The sequence below is a fragment of the Kordia antarctica genome, from assembly GCF_009901525.1.
Lineage (GTDB): Bacteria > Bacteroidota > Bacteroidia > Flavobacteriales > Flavobacteriaceae > Kordia > Kordia antarctica.
In genome coordinates this window covers 4,535,230-4,552,659 of sequence record NZ_CP019288.1, presented here as the reverse complement: position 1 = coordinate 4,552,659, position 17,430 = coordinate 4,535,230, and the positions used below count along the sequence as shown (strand labels likewise).

Here is a 17,430-nt window from a genome sequence, read left to right as displayed (position 1 = left end):
ATTAATCAATTACTTTTATATTGTTAGCGATTTCATTTGTAGTACTATTGTCTTGTATGGTTTCGATTTGAGCTCCATCATTATTTTCTAATGCTTCTCCTTCTTCATCACCACCTGTTAACATTCCTCCAAAACTCATAAATCCAATTGCCATTAAGCCTGTGATTATAAAGGTAATTCCTAAACCTCTTAAAGCTGGTGGCACGTTAGAGTATCTGATTTTTTCACGAATAGCTGCAATCGCTAAGATTGCTAAGAACCAACCGATTCCTGAACCAATCCCGTAGGTTGTTGCCAATCCTAAGGTTGCAATTTCTCTTGATTGCATGAAAAGTGATCCACCTAATATTGCACAGTTTACAGCAATTAAAGGTAAAAAGATACCAAGTGAGTTGTATAATGAAGGTGAAAATTTCTCTACAATAATTTCTACCAATTGTACCATGGTTGCAATGGTTGCAATGAACATGATAAATGATAAGAAACTAAGATCGTAACTTGCATATTCTGATCCTAACCAAGATAATGCTCCAGGTTGTAAGATGTATTGATCTAACAGCCAATTTAAAGGAACTGTGATCGCAAGTACGAATATAACTGCGGCTCCAAGTCCAACAGCAGTCGTTACTTTTTTAGATACAGCAAGGTATGAACACATTCCTAGGAATGTTGCAAATACCATGTTATCTATGAATATTGATTTGAATAATAATTCTATGTGTTCCATATGTTTTGGTTTTTAGTTGTTAGTTATTTGTTGTTGGTGCATTTCTAACAACCAGCAACTATAAACTAACAACTAATTTTTAGTCTTCTATTAAAGCTTTGTTTCTTGAACGTTGTACCCAAATGATGATTCCTACCACGATTAATGCCATTGGCGATAATAACATGAAACCGTTATTTTCATAGCCAAAAGCGTACAATCCTGTTGGTCCAGTTGTAGCTGTTCCGATTGGATCTCCTAATATTTGAATTCCTAATAGTGTTCCAGAACCTAATAATTCTCTAAAGAATCCTACAATGATTAAGATAAGTGCATATCCTAATGAGTTTCCAATTCCGTCTAAGAATGCTCTCCAAGGTCCATTTCCTAAAGCAAATGCTTCAAAACGTCCCATAATGATACAGTTTGTAATAATTAATCCAACAAATACTGAAAGTGTTTTACTTAATTCATAAGCAAATGCTTTTAGTACTAAATCGACAATAATTACAAGTGTTGCTACAACGATTAATTGTACAATAATTCTAATTTTTGAAGGTATAATGTTTCTCATTAAAGAGATCACCACGTTTCCAACTGCTAATACAAATAATACGGATATAGACATTACAATAGAAGCTTCAAGCTCTGCTGTAATTGCCAGTGCGGAACAAATACCTAATACCTGAATGGTAATTGGGTTATTGTCTGCTAATGGGTCTAATATTAATCTACTATCTTTTCCCATGACTTATTTGTTGTTTTTTAAGTTTTGAAAATATGGTAAGTACAACTTCAAATCTTTTTTGATCATTGCTGTAACTCCATCACCGGTAATTGTTGCACCTGCGATGGCATCTATTTCGTAATCGTCTTTGTCTGTGTTGATAGGATCTGCATTTGTTTTAGAAATGGTAATTCCTTTAAAAGATCCACTTTCTGTCAATAAACGCTCTCCTGTGAAATCATCCATGAAATAACGTTGCTTGATGTTTGCTCCAAGTCCTGGCGTTTCTCCTTTGTGGTCAAAGTATACACCTTGCACAACCATGTTTTCATCCATAGCAACATAACCCCAAATTGCATCCCAAAGTCCTTTTCCTCTGATCGGCGCGATGTAGAATTTTTTTCCATCTTTTTCCCCAATAAACAAAGGCAACTTTCTAGGTTTCCCTGCTTTTACATTTGCTTGTTGTTTTTTAACATCAATCAAATATGGTTCTTGCCCGTTATTTTCTGCTTTGTATTCTTCTCTAGTTTGCTCACTTACTATTTTTCCATTTTTCACAACTAAAACAATTTGTTCTGTTATGTATTTTGAAAATTCTTTAGGAGCTTCTTTCGTAGAAATAAATGTAGCGCTACTTTCATCATTATTATTGATTCCCATTGTATAGAGAATATTTTGTTGCTTCTCTAAACGTTCATTCTCAGTAATCAATGGTTTTAATACCATTGCCAAATATGCTAGCAACGAACCAACTACAAACACCATTCCAATGGCGAATAGTATGGTATATGAATTTTTATCTGTTCTCTTTTCCATCGTTAAGTTGTTTTTACTTTTAGACGTTTCATTCTTTTCTTCACATTTGCTTGAACCACATAATGATCAATAGTTGGTGCAAATACATTCATTAACAAGATTGCTAAGAATACACCTTCTGGATATGCTGGATTGAATACACGAATCATAATTGATATAAAACCAATTAGGAATCCGTAAATCCACTTTCCTTTGTTTGTTTGTGATGCCGTTACCGGATCGGTTGCCATATAAACAGCTCCAAACAGGATACTACCAATGATTAAGTGTTGCCAAAAAGGAATACTCATTAATCCAAAGAATTTGCTTGTTTCTGGAATCCATCCAGCATCCACAACTCCGTTAAAAATTAATCCCATTGCTAAAGCACCAATTACGGTACTTAACATGATTCTCCAACTTCCAATTTTCGTGAAGATTAGGAATAATGCGCCAACGATGATTAGTATTTTAGACGTTTCTCCAACAGATCCAGGAATTAATCCCCAAAACATATCCCAATAGGAATATAAATCGGCAGCTCTTTCTCCGTACGTTGTGACTATTTCCGATCCGCCATTTGTACCTGCAATCGTGAGTTCTTGACCTGATTTCGCATAGAAACCAAGTAAAGTTTCTCCTGATATTGCATCTGGTGTTCCAGCACGTTCAACAGCTCCGTGAACCCAAACTTGATCTCCAGACATCCACGTTGGATATGCAAAGAATAAGAAAGCTCTAATGGTTAACGCAGGATTTAAAATGTTCATTCCAGTTCCACCAAAAACTTCTTTTCCAATGACAACTCCAAAAATTACCGCAACTGTTAACATCCATAATGGAATATCAACTGGTACAATTAATGGAACTAACATTCCTGTTACTAAATATCCTTCTTCAACTTCGTGTCCTTTGATGACTGCGAATAAAAATTCAACAGCTAGTCCAACTCCATAAGAAACAATTACAAGTGGTAATACTTGCCATGCTCCAAGAATTAAATTATCTAAAGTCCAAAAAGAAGCTCCAAAAAATCCGCTGGCTGCTTCTATTTCTCCTAATGCTAAGTAATGTTGGTAACCTGCATTGAACATTCCGAAAATTAAACATGGCACTAACGCCATAATTACGGTGTTCATCGTACGCTTCAAATCGTCCGCTACTTTAATGTGCGTTCCGTTGTGCGTAGTTTCATTAGGTAAGTATAAAAACGTATGCAATGCATTAAACGCAGGCGCCATTTTGGTTCCTTTATACTTCTCTTTTATAGTATGTAATTTACTTTTTAAGCTCATAGCGTTATCCTATTTCTTTAAGCATTAAGTCTAAACCTTCTCTAATAATTTTTTGATGTGGCTGCTTTGAAACACATACAAATTCTGTCAATGCAAAATCTTCAGGTGCTACTTCGTACATACCTAAAGCTTCCATTTCATCTAAATCTGCATACATACACGCTTTTAGTGTTTGCATCGGAAAAATGTCTAATGGAAATACTTCTTCATACGTTCCTGTAGTTACAAAAGCACGATGTTCACCGTTTGTATTTGTATTAAGGTCGAATTTTTTATTTGGCGTTAACCAAGAAAATGTAAATGCTCTAGAAGTACTTACTTTATTGAAAATTGGCTTGTTCCATCCAAATAATTCGTAATCGTCACCTTCTGGAATTGCCGTGATTTGGTTATCGTAATATCCAATAGCGCCATCTTCAGCTTGTTGTTTTCCTGACAATACGTTTCCACTAATAATACGAGTGTTGTCTAAGTTGATGTTGTTTGCAACAAGATCCTTTATACTTGCACCAGCAATTGCGGTTACGTATGTAGGTTTTGTAATTTGCGAACCAGTTACTGCAATTGTTCTAGTAGCGTTGAATTTACCCGTAAGTAACAATTCTCCGATAATTACCAAATCGTGTGCAGATACTGTCCAAACAGCTTCACCTTTATTTACAGGATCAATTTTATTAATGTGCGTTCCAACATTTCCTGATGGATGCGGTCCAGAAACTTGATGTGAAATTGTTCCTACAACGTTTGCCAATGGAGAATTTCCACCTTTCTTTGTTGCTACATGAACACTTCCTTCAGTAAGTTTTGTGAGCGCGGTTAATGCGGCTTTTAATTCAGCTTCTTTTCCTGCCAACACATAATCGAAGTCTGCAGCTAAAGGAGCACTGTTGTGTCCTGAAACAAAAATCGCTTTTGGCGACTTTCCTGCATTAGCGATTACGTCGTACGGACGCTGTTTTATAAATGGCCAACAACCTGTAGCGCGCAAATGTGCTTTTACTTCGTCTCCAGACATTTTAGCAGCATCTTTTTTGCCGAAATCATGGTATTCTTGAGTTGCATCTGCTTCAATTCTAATTTCTAAAATTTTACGCTTTGCTCCTCGTATGATTTCTGCAATTTCTCCACTTACGGGAGAAGGAAAAAGTAATGCTTCATCTGTTTTGGAATGAAATAATGCCTCACCGGCTTTTATTTTGTGACCAACTTTCACTAACATTTTGGGAATGATGCTGTGAAAATCTTCTGGCTTTACAGCATAAAAACTACTTGCCTTTACTGCAATTGTAGTTTTTTCTGCTTCGCCAACAAGCTTAATATCTAAGCCTTTTTTTATGCGAATGTCTTTTGACATAGTTATAGATTTTTTTTACTAAAAAACGTGCAAATTTAAACATTTATACACTCAACTAAAAGCCATTGCGCCACTATAAAAGTTATTTATATTCGTTCTAAATTAATAATTTAATCACTCGTTTTAAACCTACAAAGCTAAGAACCTCGTTTGGGCATACATTTTGCATATCTTTACATAAATTCTAAAACTAATGATGCTTCGCAATTTTTATATCTTCTCATTATTGTCATTTATAAGCTTTTACACACAAGCGCAAGTTGCGCCTTTGGAAGAAGTTGCACCACCAAATTTTATTAAAAGTATTGTATTAGCTGGAACGAATACAGGCGATCAATTTCCTGTGTTACGATTAGGCGAACCTTTGAAAGTTACTTTTGATGATGTAAATGGCGATGAAGCTGATTATTATTATAAAATTGTACACTGCAATTACGATTGGACACCTTCCAATTTAGCGAAAGCACAATATTTAAAAGGATTTGACAATCAACGCATTATCAATTATGAAAATTCATTTAATACATTACAGTTATATTCCAATTATCGATTGACGATTCCTAATAGACTGACAACCTTGTTATTGACAGGGAATTATATGCTTTCTATTTATAATGATGAAGATGAATTAATGTTTTCCAGAAAGTTTATTGTGTTTCAAAATGATGTAAATGTTGGCGCAGCAGTTCATAGAACACGTGATTTGAGTACGATTCAGCAAAATCAATTGATTCAGTTTGAGATCAATTCGCCAAACTTATTATTACGAAATCCAGAACGCGAAGTAAAAGTTGCCATTTTACAGAATTATCAGTGGAATACTGCAATTACAAACATCAAACCACAATATACGTTAGGTTCTAAATTAATGTATCGTTACAATACTGAAACGAGTTTTCCAGGAGGAAACGAATTTTATAACTTTGATAATAAAGAAATTCGTGGCGGAAATATTAGCATCAGAACCTTTGAACTCAAAGATATTTACCATAATTTTTTACATGTAGATGCTACGCGCGCTTCAGAACCGTATACTTTTTACCCTGACATTAATGGTAATTTTGTTGTCAATACAATTCAAGGAGATGATCCTTCTATTGAAGCTGATTATGCAATGATCCATTTTTCGCTTGCCAATTATATGACGTTAGAAAACAGCAAAGTATATGTCTACGGACGTTTTAATAATTATGCTTTGACAGAAGAGAATCAACTGCTTTACAATTCTGAAACGGACTTGTATGAAGCAGCAATTTTGCTAAAACAAGGATTTTACAATTATAAATATGTAGTTGTAAATGGTAAAAACGAAATTGAATCAAGTAAAATTAGCGGTTCTAATTTTGAAACAGAAAACGACTATTTGATTATCGTATATTTCCGAAAATTTGGCGAAACCTATGATAGTATTATAGGAATTGGCACTACAAATTCTAGCGTAATTAAAAATTAAAAGGCAGTTTTTACACTGAAAATCGTTAAATTTTCAGTGTCTTTGGAAGAAGTAAATAGAAAATTCGTATTTTTGAGTGTATTGCTTTTGTATAGATAACAAAACGAGCGTAATCATTTATACTCAATACATTTAGATTTTCGGGAATTTAGAGAAAATTATTTTTTTCTTTATCAAGGCAAAATTTTTAAGCATAGCAGCAGTTACGGTTTAAAATTTTAACACAGAAAAAGGGAGAAAGAATAGCTATAAAACCCTAAAAGCTATTTGTTTTGAGTACTTATACAAATCACAGATGATTCAACAGGTAACTAGAGGTATAAAAATTTCGGTAGAGACAAGTTTTGAAGGTACATTCTTCAAGAACTACAAGATGCATTTTGCTTTTGGGTATCAAATCACGATTGCAAATCAAAGTAAAGATTCTGTACAATTAACCTCAAGACATTGGCAAATTTTTGATGCTTTAAATAGTATTGAAATTGTAGATGGCGAAGGTGTTATTGGCAAAAAGCCTGTTTTAAAACCAGGAGAATCACACACATATCAATCAGGTTCGTTGCTTTCGTCTCCAATTGGAGCCATGCGCGGGCATTTTAATATGGTGAATTTCACAACTACAAAAAAGTTCCGAGTTTTTATTCCTACTTTTAAATTGAGTGCGCCTTTTGCGCTTAATTAGGTATTAGGTATTAGGTATTAGGTATTAGGTATTAGGTATTAGGTAAAATATTTTTTTATTTAAAATTCAACATTCATAATTTAAAATTTCTTCAGAAAACTTCAACATTCGATATTCTTTGTTCGATATTCCAAAAGCGAAGCGAATCTAACAGTAAAATTTTAGTTTAAAAGTTGATAGGTTTATAAGTTTATCTCATGTGTAAATAATTCACATACCAAAATACCAAGAGCGACAGCGATACTATAGACGAAGCCGTGACTAACTCCGGACTGAATACCGACCATGGTAAATTTGTATCATCATTAATTGCCTGACCATGTGCTGCTTCCATTAACACGAGTTTGTGTGCTGGATCTTTAATATTACTAAAATTATTAGTTGTGTCCGATCAAAATTATTTGAAATGTCTCAAAGTCTATTTATAATTGAAGTCTAAGTGTTTTACTGCAACAACACCTTGCTTTTAAAAACAATTTTTGAAAAGGTAGAAACACAATATTCTATTTTAAATTACTGCTGGTTGTCAAATAGTTAGCATAAAGTCTTTATTCTTGGCTCTATGGTCGGCTTGTGCTGAGCGAAGTCGAAGTAAGCGGTCTTATATCTTTTATCGGACACTACTAATAATTTATATAAAATTTAAGTGTTGTTTAATAAAAATGGTCGAAATTTCTTCCGACCATAATTGTTAAGTTTGTATAAACTTTCTAATTACCCATTACAGTGTACAACTGAATCAGTACATGTTCTTTGATCTGAATTACAGTTGCCATATGATTGTGGACAGCATGCAGAGTTACCATGTGAACCACAAGCTCCTCCAGAAATTCCTCCATTAATTTCTACTAAATCTAGATTAGAAACTGTGTTTCTTTTTAATGTCAATGACTTAAAATTTTGTTTTTTCATAATTTAAAATTTTGAATGTTAATATGTATTAAAATAAGTAGTGATTATAATTTATTTTGCCTTAAAGATCTACTGGACCTGATGGTTCTACAGGACAGTTTGCACATACAGATGGTCCGGCTTCAGACAAGTTACATGTATTTAGAAACGTGTCTGGACAACCATAATGTGCAGAAACGATACATCTGTCATCTCGTGTGCGTTGTGGTGCATGCGTATAGTTTGGTGCGCCACCAAGAAGTGTGTTTAAGTTAGATACTCGCTTTTTGTTTAGTGTTAAAGCGTTCATTTTTTGTTTTTTCATAATTTGTAGTTTTAATTAAAATGTTAATATTAAAGTGATATAGCTATATTTTCGTTTGATCTTACTAATCCATTTTTCGTAATATGTTGCAACCATTGAGTGTTATGACCTTCATGAACTTGGATATGAGTCTTTTTCGTTAACTCAACATTCTTAAAATTTTAAAACATTTTCTTTCATAACAGTACATGTTTTAAATGAATTATTGATTCAAAGAAAACAAGTTAATACAGATAAACAAAGGAATGTACTTGACCTTTTATAAAACATCAATTGACCTTTTATAAAGTACCAATTGTGTTTTTGCAGATAATATATATAGCACTATATGTAAGTTTTTACATTTTTGTATGCTCACAAAACCGTCTAAATATTAATTAATATATTTAGGTGACTCTTCTTCTTCAATGGAATGGAATTTCTCATTATATTTGGGTAATCTCAAGAATTTTATTATATGTTTAATAGTCAACCATCCCCTAATATTCTTAAAAGAGTTTTATTATTTATACTCTTTTGTAACTTTTCAATGCTGTATGCACAATCAGATTCTTTAGCGCAGAAATCGTATGAAGATTTAGATTCTTTGTATTTGGTTTATAGATATAACAATCCTAAAAAGGCTAAAATATATGCAGATGAGCTCTATGTTAAAGTTCAAATGACTAAAGATGACAGGAAAATTGGGGAAGCTCTATTTAGAAAAGCTTTTATAGCTCAATCATTAAATGACAATGATGATGCTTTTAAACATGTGGAAAATTCGCTTTCTATTGCAAAAAAAATAAATAGTGACTCTTTAATCTTAAAGAATATTGTTCTAAAAGGGAATATTTTTTCATTAAAGGGAGATTATAAAAATGCTACTGATCAATATTTATCAGCAAAAGATATTGCGAAAAGTATGGGCAGTATTAATGCTATTTTAAATATAAATCACAACATAGGTTTTCTAAAAAAACAAACTAATGATCTAAAAGAAGCAGTGCAAATATTTACTGAAAATTTAGAATTAATTCGTCAGCAAAAAAGTAGTGATTTGGAACGCCTTGAAATTAAAAGTCTAAGTTTTCTTTCAGATACGTATTTAAAAATGCAAGATTATAAAAATGCTGAATTATATGCTAATGAAGCATTACAAAAAACTTCTTTTAAAAAATTTCAAGATTTGTATATTTATAATTCTGTTAGTAAATTTATTATTAGCTTTCAACAGAAAAAATATAAAATAAGTATCAATCATATAAATTCTTTAATTCATGGTATTTTAGAGTTTGGTGATCGACAATATCTAACAACATCTTACCTTTATTTAGGTAAAAATTACCTACAATTACAGGAATGCGATAGTGTTATTAAGTATTTTGAAAAAATTAAAGTAATTACCGCAAAAGAAGATTTTGAATTCCCCGAACTAAAAGAAGTGCATCACTCCTTAGGTATTTGCTACACAAAAATAGGTGACAAAGAAAAGAGTCTTGAAAACCAAAAATTAGCTGCAACGTTTGACCAGAAATACGATAGTATCAATGTAATAGTAAATAATGAACTACACATAAAAAACGACATAGTACCTTTAAAAGAAAAAATAGAATCTTTAGATGATTATGGGCAACAACAAAAAAGTCGTGCAACTTTATGGTATAGTATCTCTGGGGTTTTGATTCTATCATTACTATTATTTTTCTTCTTATACAGAAAAAAACAACAACAAGCTAAAAAACGCTTTCAAGAGCTATTACAAACTATAGATGCGTTGGAGCAATCTAAAACCGAATCGCAACTAGTAAAAACGACAACTTCGGTGATTACAGATGAAAGTGTATTGGAAATTTTAGAAGGTTTGAAAACTTTTGAGGAAAAAAAATATTACTTACGACAAGATTGCACCTTAGGATTTGTTGCCAAAAAGTTAAAAACCAATACATCTTATTTATCAAATGTGATTAATACCTATAAAGAAAAACCGTTTACATCCTACCTTACCGAATTACGAATCAACGCTGCACTAATTCGCTTAAGAAATGACCAGAAATTAAGAGCATATACCATCAAGGCAATTGCTGAAGAGTTTGGTTTTAAACGCCAAGAAACGTTCTCTAAAGCCTTTAAAGCGCAAACAAAAATGCTTCCTTCACATTACATCAAAAGCATTAATAATCAATGACATACAAAATTGATGTTTTATAAAGCATCAATTAAACAATTAGCAGATTTTAAAAAGATTTCTCATCTTGCCATAGATAACAAAACAAATAATTCGCATTATGAAAAATTTAAAGTTTAAAAAAATCAAAATCGCTAAGATTAACAATTTGAGCATGATTTTAGGTGGAAACAATCAACCAGTTAGCTATCAGCAAACTGTTATTAATAATTGTTTGCCAGACACTTTTACTTGCCCACCAAGAGAAACCGAAGACCCTTTTGGTACTAGCTGTCAAACAACAAATGGTGGAACAAAAACACTAGGAAATGTAACAGGAGGTTTTGCCGAAACTAATGAATGTGGTGGGTAATGTTTTATCCTTAAATGAAGTGAATTTTGTATATTTCTAAAAATTAAATTTTAAACATTATGAAAACAAAGAATTTAAAGCCACTTAATTTAAACAAAAAAACTGTCTCAGTTATTAAACTTTATAGAATTAAAGGAGGAACAAATGGTGGAACAAGAACATTGGAAGGTTTTGCTGAAACTAATGAATGTGACGGGTAATGTTTTATCCTTAAATGGGAACATCTCACAAACTGTATAAGTTTTAAAAACTCAGGATTAAATTAGTTATAATTTAATCCTGTTTTAGTATACTGAGTCTTCGGTAGTATATACCTTTTCCTTTTTTAAATTGTAAAGTATCGGCTAGTATTTATGATTGATCTAAATATTATCAAGTTTTATTAGTATTGAACTCATCTTGACTCTGTAATACGAATACACTAATTCATTTAATAGTTTTACTCTTACCATATCTCTTTCTTCATAACTCTTTCATACAGTTTCTAAACTGACTATAACTTTGTTTTATGATTGGACATCAACTGCAAAACTTAGAATACAGAAAAAGAAGAGAATGTATTTATAATCAGAATTTAGTAACAGCGTAGCCTGTCAAACAATCCTAAAGTAGAATTTTAGTTTAAGAGTTGAAAGGTTTATAAGTTTATCTAATATGTAAAAAATTCACATACCAAAATACCAAGAGCGCAGCGATACTAAAGGCGAAGCCGTTTCCAAGAGCGACAGCGATACCAACATTCCAAAAGCAAAGCGAGTCCAAAAATCACTCAAAATCCAATACATTTTCCGCTTGTATCAAATGCCTTAACGCTTCAATTTTTTTATACATTTTATTGAAAAAGATACGTTGTTCTTTTTTTCCTGCAGTAGATAGTAGTTTTGAATTCCGCATTTGTCGTTGTAAATGTTCATCAACTTGTGCCAATGTTTCTGTATCGCTTGTTTTGTAATACGACAAAATTGTATACGCAACGAATAACGTTTTTATAATCGGCGTTTTTACCATTACCGAGTTATTCATCAGCAACAATTCATTGTAATATAATTTGTATTGTACATCATTCGCGACTTTATTTTCAATCGTTTCCAAGAGTTCTTTTAAATCATCACACAAATTCAACGCCACTTTTTCCGTGAGTAATGTAGCTTTGTAATAATAATGAATTTGCTTCAACGTACTGTTAATTGTAGTTACATCCCAAATTTCGGTTACATTCAAATTTGAATATAATTCTCCCAAACGAGAAGCTTCTGAAACCAACGAAACCGAAGGTGCAAAGTTTTCAAAAGTAAGTACTTTTTGTTCTTCGCTTAATAATTGCAACCAAACAAACATTTTGAATCGTGATAACACATTGTCGGAAGCTGTATAAAATATTGGTAAATCTTTTGCGGAATAAATGATTTCAGAATCTTCCATCGCTAGCAATTTTTGAATATTTTCATACGAAGCCAAAAAATACGTTTCTAAGTCTTTTTGCGATTTAATCATTTGAGTTTTCTCTACAGCAATGACATTTTGCAAACCAATTTCATACAACTGATCGATAGACATATTAAAATGACGAGAAAGTTTTACCGCTTCTTCCAACGACAATTTGCTTTTCATGCTTGTGCGTCTGTGCGCGGCATCGTAACTGATGTCGAGTATTTCCGCTACGGTATCTATTAAGGAAACATTCGCGGGTAACGCGTCTTTTAATTTTGATAGAAAGAATTCTTGCATATGATTTGCGATTTTCACAAAAATAAAGTTTCTCAATTGCTATTCCAACGATTTTACTTGTAATTATTGCAATAGATTTGAGCTATAATTCAAAAATGATTTATTATGAAAAAAATACTATTAGTAGTTATTGTCGCCATTTGTTTGACAAGTTGTGGCGTATTTGATAAAAACTTGAAGAATCCAAATCGCTTGCAAAAAAACAGTTTAAACAATATAAATGGTCTGTATGATATTGAAGAAATGGGATTTGATAGCCTTTCTGAATTATATCCTTCAAAACTTTTTTGGACTGGAAATAATTTTTTACGAGAAATAGACAGAAAGCTTTTAAAAGATACCTTGCAAATTGATAGTGCAAAAAACTATACATTTGAACTAAAGATTATTAATAAGAAAAAAATAAAGATTACGTATCTTGAAAATGATGTCATATTTAGAGAACGCTTCCTAAAAACGAAACTTAAAAAAGATGGCTATTTGTATCTAAAAAATAAGAATATCGGTTTCGTGTTAATTCCATACGTTTTTGGCGCCGTTGATGTGAAAAGAACGCGATTGACATTAGACAAAGATGAAAATTTAGTATTTGATGTTTATAATCATCGCTCAGGTGCCATTGGCGGTGTTGGCTTTTTATCATGGAAAACATGGAGATATAGACGTACGTATGAAAAAATACAATCAATATTATGAAAAAAATAAATCTCATCATTGTAATAGTACTTTCAATTGCATGTTTGTCAAGTTGTGGCGCATCATTTACAAATAAAATTTCAAAAAAAGACAGTATTGCACTTACTCAGAATACCATTCACAAAATTGACGGAACTTATCAACTTAACTTTTCTAAGAGAATAAATTCGCACTCAAAAACTGTATATACAGGCACAAGAAAAAACGAATCTACGGTTGCACATTTTATATTAGAACAGGAAATAGCTTTGCATACATTTACTCCGTATGTAGTTGATATAAGTATAGTATCAGACACTAAAATCCAATTTATCTTTAGAGAAGAAGAGCACAAAAATAATGTGTTTGCAACTATTACAATGAATATGGAATTGAGAAATGATGGCTTTATTCATTTAATCGAATTGGAAGAAAAAAAACGAAAAGGAGTTCCGTTTATTTTCGAAAGTGTTTATCATAAAAAACTCCGAATTGGTGTCTCTCATAAAGGTGATTTAATGATTAATCATTTTATAAAAAGTATTGGTTCTGTCTTCTTTTTCGCCGCAGGTAGCGCTTCTGACGAATGTCTACATTATAAAAAAATAAATACTCCATTATGAAAGTAAATATTTAGGATATAGCCAACGTATAATCCTCTTGAAAACTAAAGTAATACACTTTATCGTTTTGTAGAATGTTACAATACGAACAGTTGGAATCATGAATGAATTCGTAGGGTTGTTGCAAATCAAATCGTGGATCATTTACTTTAAAAATTCCGTCCACATCTACATTTCCATACGGAGAAATTCTACGGATTCTAAAACAATAGGTAATTGCCGGAAGTTGCTCAATTTCAAACCATACGCCAGCACCAATTCCTGAAAGCCATTGCGCGTTTTCTGAAATAGTAGGAAGTGATTTTGGTACTAAATTCCCTGTTGTATTTGGTTCATGAGTTTTTAATCGATCTAAAAAACAACGTATTATTTCTTTTCGAGAAGTAGAATTGAACACTTGGATATTTTCGCCAATAACTTCATATATATGTTTCGTTGTATTTGCCAACACGACGTTTCCGACAGTACTTGGCGTAAACCATGTTGATTTTTTTAATCGCTTTTTCACTTTCGGATTGGTCACGGATTCAATTAAAGTATCTGTAACAAATCGCGCACAATTGGAAGCATTTTTCAAGAAAGCCGCGTACGTTGTGGAACCGTGTCGCAGGCAATAATCAATATAATTTCTAGCTATTTCATAATCAACTTGATCGCATACAGAAGCCACCATTTTTCCTTCGCCATGTGTTAATTTTGGATTGTTTCCAAAGAAGTGTAATAATTCGTCTAGATTGACAATTTCGTTATTACGAATGATTGCTTTTAGCGGAAAATCGAGTTCACGATCGCGCACTTTTGATCGTACGCGTCCGTAAGACAGTTTTGTAACATAACGTCCATAATCGTGATACGCAATAGTTCCTGTCGATTTTTCAATGAGCACCAAAGCCGCATGACCAGCACGAATGTAGTGTTTTTTACCAATTCCTACGAACCTCATAAAAGGCGAATACCATTCTTCGGCAGTTCGTACAATAGTGTCAGGATATGCCAGCGCAAGTATAATACCCGAATTATTCATATACTGCTTCTATTGGATTAAAAGAATTAATAGTATGCGATTTTTTGACAAGATCGTAATAATTCATCGTAACATTTTTTGCTATTTTTTCCACTTGCGTGATACTGATTGTTTGCACAAAACCTCTATTCATAATCACATCAACATTTGGATCGTTGATTCCTGCCGTTTTGTGAAAGTTGAGTATTGAAGTTGCATTCAGTGTTTCTTCTTGCTGAAAAGCAGTAAACCAATTGCGTCGCATTTCTTTCATTTTTTCAGTATATAATGTAGAAGACGACCAAATACGAGGTTTTAACGGAAGTTTTTGGAAGTGTTTTTGAGTTCCATCCCAAATTAATTCAAAAAGTTGAACTGTTGTATTCCAATCAACAATAACAATCGTAAACGGTTCTATGAGATCTAAATTATAATTAGTAACAGTTTTTGTAATATCTGTGGAAGCTAAAAAATCTTTGACAACAATACCGCGACTGTGACGATACTTTGGCAAATGCGCCTGCATTTCAAAACCACCATTTAACAGGCAAACAACACGTTTTTTATCACTTGTTCCAATCCAAGTTCCGCCTTCAACGGCATCTTTTGGAAATATCATTTTTGTATCTAAAGTATTGTAAAAATTAGGTTTGTATGTTTCTCGCATTGGCGATTCATCTCGGTTTGATGTTATTACAAACTCCTCATTTCCTTTATATATAAAACTAACTGTACACATAGAAGCTTTTGTCTAACTTTAGGGAAGCAACTTACAAAATTTTCCCTAGATATTGAGCAAATTACGAAATGTATGTTTTTTAGAAAAACAGCTTCAAAATCAACATACTACTTTAAAAGTGATAAAAAAGTGAACCGCAAGTTAAGGTGCTTTTTTTTTGTATCTTTGCACCTCGAAATTCTAATCAAATTTAATTAAAAATATAACCTATGGGAAAAGGATTTTTTCAAGTTCCAACTGCAATTAACGAAACTGTAAAATCGTACGCACCAGGAACTCCAGAAAGAGCTGCTGTTATTGCTCAATACGAAACGTATTTTAATGGAAATGTAGATGTACCAATGTATATTGGTAGTGAGGAAGTAAGAACTGGAAACACCAATACAATGTCTCCGCCACACGATCATAAACATATTGTTGGAACGTATCATTTAGCAGAAAAGAAGCATGTAACACACGCTATTGAAAACGCTTTGGAAGCTAGAAAAAAATGGTCGCAAATAGCATGGGAAGAACGTGCTGCTATCTTTTTGAAAGCTGCTGAATTGATTGCTGGTCCTTATAGAGCAAAAATAAACGCTGCGACCATGATTGCGCAATCTAAGAATGTACACCAAGCAGAGATTGATGCTTCTTGTGAGTTGATTGACTTTTTACGTTTTAACGTAGAGTTTATGTCTCAAATTTATGCTGAACAACCAGATTCTGGAGAAGGCGTTTGGAATCGTGTTGAATATAGACCATTAGAAGGATTTGTATACGCAATTACGCCTTTTAACTTTACAGCGATTGCAGCAAATTTACCTGCAAGTGCTGCCATGATGGGAAATGCAGTAGTTTGGAAACCTAGTGATAGTCAAATTTTCTCTGCGAAAGTATTGGTAGATATTTTTAAAGAAGCTGGTGTACCAGATGGCGTTATAAACGTTGTTTACGGTGATCCTGTTATGATTACAGATACTGTTTTGGAAAGTCCTGATTTTGCTGGAGTTCACTTTACAGGTTCTACCTACGTATTTAAAGAGCTTTGGAAGAAGATTGGAAACAAAATTCACACATATAAAACATATCCAAAAATTGTTGGAGAAACTGGTGGAAAAGATTTCATCATTGCGCATCCAAGTGCAGATCCTAAACAAGTTGCTACCGGAATTACACGTGGTGCATTTGAGTTTCAAGGACAAAAATGTAGTGCTGCTTCAAGAGCATATTTACCAAAATCAATGGCTGATGAAGTATTAAACTATGTAAAAGAAGATGTTGCTTCTTTTAAAATGGGTTCGCCTGCCGATTTAGGAAACTATATTACAGCGGTAATTCATGAAGGTTCGTTTGATAAATTGGCAAAATATATAGACCAAGCAAAAGCTGATGCAGACGCAGAAGTTATTATTGGTGGAAATTATGACAAGTCAAAAGGATACTTTATTGAGCCAACTGTAATTGTTGCAAAAGATCCAAAGTATACAACAATGGAAACGGAATTATTTGGACCTGTTATGACTGTTTATGTGTATGACGATGCTGATTGGTCGGAAACGCTACAATTAGTTGACCAAACTTCAGAATACGCGTTAACAGGAGCTGTTTTCTCTAGAGATCGGTATGCGGTTGAAGAAGCTACAAAGGCTTTGGTAAACTGCGCAGGGAACTTTTATGTGAATGACAAACCAACTGGAGCTGTTGTTGGACAACAACCATTTGGTGGCGCAAGAGCATCAGGAACAAATGACAAAGCAGGTTCTCCACAGAACTTGTTACGTTGGGTTTCTCCACGATTAATTAAAGAAACATTTGTAACACCAATAGATTACAGATATCCGTTTTTAGGATAAAACCTAAAATAATTTATAAATTCAAAAAGCCAGTGTACATAAAATACACTGGCTTTTTTTCTTCTTTATTTATTGGT

The 17,430-nt window shown here is 32.8% G+C and carries 18 protein-coding genes; 8 read left to right on the top strand and 10 right to left on the bottom strand.

The features are described 5' to 3' along the window. Nucleotide 1: 1 nt before the first annotated feature. From nqrE to IMCC3317_RS19065, 5 genes are all read right to left on the bottom strand, one after another. The gene (gene nqrE / locus IMCC3317_RS19085; RefSeq protein WP_160131079.1) at nucleotides 2-727 is read right to left on the bottom strand and encodes an NADH:ubiquinone reductase (Na(+)-transporting) subunit E; all 726 of its coding nucleotides are present in this window, start codon (nucleotides 725-727) and stop codon (nucleotides 2-4) included. A gap of 79 nt (nucleotides 728-806) precedes the next feature. Continuing rightward, nucleotides 807-1,454: an NADH:ubiquinone reductase (Na(+)-transporting) subunit D gene (locus tag IMCC3317_RS19080; RefSeq protein ID WP_160131078.1), complete on the bottom strand. Its 648-nt coding sequence runs from the start codon at nucleotides 1,452-1,454 to the stop codon at nucleotides 807-809. A gap of 3 nt (nucleotides 1,455-1,457) precedes the next feature. Further along, nucleotides 1,458-2,252: a Na(+)-translocating NADH-quinone reductase subunit C gene (locus IMCC3317_RS19075; RefSeq protein ID WP_160131077.1), complete on the bottom strand. Its 795-nt coding sequence runs from the start codon at nucleotides 2,250-2,252 to the stop codon at nucleotides 1,458-1,460. Between the two features lie 2 nt (nucleotides 2,253-2,254). Next, complete coding sequence (locus tag IMCC3317_RS19070; RefSeq protein WP_160131076.1) at nucleotides 2,255-3,526, bottom strand: NADH:ubiquinone reductase (Na(+)-transporting) subunit B; 1,272 nt, start codon at nucleotides 3,524-3,526, stop codon at nucleotides 2,255-2,257. Between the two features lie 4 nt (nucleotides 3,527-3,530). Further along, nucleotides 3,531-4,880 carry a Na(+)-translocating NADH-quinone reductase subunit A gene (locus IMCC3317_RS19065; protein ID WP_160131075.1) on the bottom strand — a complete coding sequence of 450 codons (1,350 nt, stop codon included), beginning with the start codon at nucleotides 4,878-4,880 and terminating at the stop codon, nucleotides 3,531-3,533. Nucleotides 4,881-5,073: 193 nt separating this feature from the next. Here IMCC3317_RS19065 and IMCC3317_RS19060 point away from each other — a divergent pair, with 193 nt between their 5' ends. Both IMCC3317_RS19060 and apaG read left to right on the top strand, forming a co-directional pair. Next, nucleotides 5,074-6,333: a type IX secretion system plug protein gene (locus IMCC3317_RS19060; RefSeq protein WP_160131074.1), complete on the top strand. Its 1,260-nt coding sequence runs from the start codon at nucleotides 5,074-5,076 to the stop codon at nucleotides 6,331-6,333. A 295-nt stretch (nucleotides 6,334-6,628) separates the two neighbouring features. Continuing rightward, nucleotides 6,629-7,015: a Co2+/Mg2+ efflux protein ApaG gene (gene apaG / locus IMCC3317_RS19055; protein ID WP_160131073.1), complete on the top strand. Its 387-nt coding sequence runs from the start codon at nucleotides 6,629-6,631 to the stop codon at nucleotides 7,013-7,015. 714 nt (nucleotides 7,016-7,729) lie between these two features. Here apaG and IMCC3317_RS19050 read toward each other — a convergent pair. Further along, nucleotides 7,730-7,903 (bottom strand): hypothetical protein, encoded by a 174-nt coding sequence (locus IMCC3317_RS19050; protein ID WP_160131072.1) that lies wholly within the window; start codon nucleotides 7,901-7,903, stop codon nucleotides 7,730-7,732. An 85-nt stretch (nucleotides 7,904-7,988) separates the two neighbouring features. Further along, nucleotides 7,989-8,231, bottom strand: a complete 243-nt coding sequence (locus tag IMCC3317_RS19045) for a hypothetical protein (RefSeq protein ID WP_160131071.1) — start codon at nucleotides 8,229-8,231, stop codon at nucleotides 7,989-7,991. Between the two features lie 586 nt (nucleotides 8,232-8,817). Here IMCC3317_RS19045 and IMCC3317_RS19040 point away from each other — a divergent pair. From IMCC3317_RS19040 to IMCC3317_RS19030, 3 genes are all read left to right on the top strand, one after another. Continuing rightward, the gene (locus IMCC3317_RS19040) at nucleotides 8,818-10,398 is read left to right on the top strand and encodes a helix-turn-helix domain-containing protein (RefSeq protein ID WP_160131070.1); all 1,581 of its coding nucleotides are present in this window, start codon (nucleotides 8,818-8,820) and stop codon (nucleotides 10,396-10,398) included. Nucleotides 10,399-10,498: 100 nt separating this feature from the next. After that, complete coding sequence (locus tag IMCC3317_RS19035; protein WP_160131069.1) at nucleotides 10,499-10,750, top strand: hypothetical protein; 252 nt, start codon at nucleotides 10,499-10,501, stop codon at nucleotides 10,748-10,750. A 59-nt stretch (nucleotides 10,751-10,809) separates the two neighbouring features. After that, on the top strand, nucleotides 10,810-10,950 hold the full coding sequence (locus IMCC3317_RS19030) for a hypothetical protein (RefSeq protein WP_160131068.1): 141 nt from the start codon (nucleotides 10,810-10,812) through the stop codon (nucleotides 10,948-10,950). Nucleotides 10,951-11,515: 565 nt separating this feature from the next. Here the strand turns inward: IMCC3317_RS19030 and IMCC3317_RS19025 are convergent. Then, nucleotides 11,516-12,478 carry a hypothetical protein gene (locus tag IMCC3317_RS19025; protein ID WP_160131067.1) on the bottom strand — a complete coding sequence of 321 codons (963 nt, stop codon included), beginning with the start codon at nucleotides 12,476-12,478 and terminating at the stop codon, nucleotides 11,516-11,518. Between the two features lie 105 nt (nucleotides 12,479-12,583). Here IMCC3317_RS19025 and IMCC3317_RS19020 point away from each other — a divergent pair, with 105 nt between their 5' ends. Together IMCC3317_RS19020 and IMCC3317_RS19015 are read left to right on the top strand one after the other, a co-directional pair. Next, nucleotides 12,584-13,174 carry a hypothetical protein gene (locus tag IMCC3317_RS19020; protein ID WP_160131066.1) on the top strand — a complete coding sequence of 197 codons (591 nt, stop codon included), beginning with the start codon at nucleotides 12,584-12,586 and terminating at the stop codon, nucleotides 13,172-13,174. Then, nucleotides 13,171-13,776, top strand: coding sequence for a hypothetical protein (locus tag IMCC3317_RS19015; RefSeq protein ID WP_160131065.1), 606 nt, complete (start codon nucleotides 13,171-13,173; stop codon nucleotides 13,774-13,776). Before IMCC3317_RS19020 ends, IMCC3317_RS19015 begins: the two co-directional genes overlap by 4 nt. A 10-nt stretch (nucleotides 13,777-13,786) precedes the next feature. Here the strand turns inward: IMCC3317_RS19015 and IMCC3317_RS19010 are convergent, their stop codons facing one another. Then, the gene (locus tag IMCC3317_RS19010) at nucleotides 13,787-14,800 is read right to left on the bottom strand and encodes a DUF6695 family protein (RefSeq protein ID WP_160131064.1); all 1,014 of its coding nucleotides are present in this window, start codon (nucleotides 14,798-14,800) and stop codon (nucleotides 13,787-13,789) included. Further along, nucleotides 14,793-15,518: an NRDE family protein gene (locus IMCC3317_RS19005; RefSeq protein ID WP_160131063.1), complete on the bottom strand. Its 726-nt coding sequence runs from the start codon at nucleotides 15,516-15,518 to the stop codon at nucleotides 14,793-14,795. The genes IMCC3317_RS19010 and IMCC3317_RS19005 overlap by 8 nt, the downstream gene beginning before the upstream one ends. Nucleotides 15,519-15,727: 209 nt before the next feature. Here IMCC3317_RS19005 and pruA point away from each other — a divergent pair, with 209 nt between their 5' ends. Beyond that, a complete protein-coding gene (gene pruA / locus IMCC3317_RS19000) occupies nucleotides 15,728-17,353 on the top strand; it encodes an L-glutamate gamma-semialdehyde dehydrogenase (RefSeq protein WP_160131062.1) in 1,626 nt (541 codons plus the stop codon). The last annotated feature ends 77 nt before the right edge of the window (nucleotides 17,354-17,430 follow it).

Coding starts and splice junctions, on each gene's coding strand:
- nqrE (WP_160131079.1), bottom strand. CDS start 727: ATGGAACACATAGAATTATTATTCAAATCAATATTCATAGATAACATG.
- IMCC3317_RS19080 (WP_160131078.1), bottom strand. CDS start 1,454: ATGGGAAAAGATAGTAGATTAATATTAGACCCATTAGCAGACAATAAC.
- IMCC3317_RS19075 (WP_160131077.1), bottom strand. CDS start 2,252: ATGGAAAAGAGAACAGATAAAAATTCATATACCATACTATTCGCCATT.
- IMCC3317_RS19070 (WP_160131076.1), bottom strand. CDS start 3,526: ATGAGCTTAAAAAGTAAATTACATACTATAAAAGAGAAGTATAAAGGA.
- IMCC3317_RS19065 (WP_160131075.1), bottom strand. CDS start 4,880: ATGTCAAAAGACATTCGCATAAAAAAAGGCTTAGATATTAAGCTTGTT.
- IMCC3317_RS19060 (WP_160131074.1), top strand. CDS start 5,074: ATGATGCTTCGCAATTTTTATATCTTCTCATTATTGTCATTTATAAGC.
- apaG (WP_160131073.1), top strand. CDS start 6,629: ATGATTCAACAGGTAACTAGAGGTATAAAAATTTCGGTAGAGACAAGT.
- IMCC3317_RS19045 (WP_160131071.1), bottom strand. CDS start 8,231: ATGAAAAAACAAAAAATGAACGCTTTAACACTAAACAAAAAGCGAGTA.
- IMCC3317_RS19035 (WP_160131069.1), top strand. CDS start 10,499: ATGAAAAATTTAAAGTTTAAAAAAATCAAAATCGCTAAGATTAACAAT.
- IMCC3317_RS19030 (WP_160131068.1), top strand. CDS start 10,810: ATGAAAACAAAGAATTTAAAGCCACTTAATTTAAACAAAAAAACTGTC.
- IMCC3317_RS19025 (WP_160131067.1), bottom strand. CDS start 12,478: ATGCAAGAATTCTTTCTATCAAAATTAAAAGACGCGTTACCCGCGAAT.
- IMCC3317_RS19020 (WP_160131066.1), top strand. CDS start 12,584: ATGAAAAAAATACTATTAGTAGTTATTGTCGCCATTTGTTTGACAAGT.
- IMCC3317_RS19015 (WP_160131065.1), top strand. CDS start 13,171: ATGAAAAAAATAAATCTCATCATTGTAATAGTACTTTCAATTGCATGT.
- IMCC3317_RS19010 (WP_160131064.1), bottom strand. CDS start 14,800: ATGAATAATTCGGGTATTATACTTGCGCTGGCATATCCTGACACTATT.
- IMCC3317_RS19005 (WP_160131063.1), bottom strand. CDS start 15,518: ATGTGTACAGTTAGTTTTATATATAAAGGAAATGAGGAGTTTGTAATA.
- pruA (WP_160131062.1), top strand. CDS start 15,728: ATGGGAAAAGGATTTTTTCAAGTTCCAACTGCAATTAACGAAACTGTA.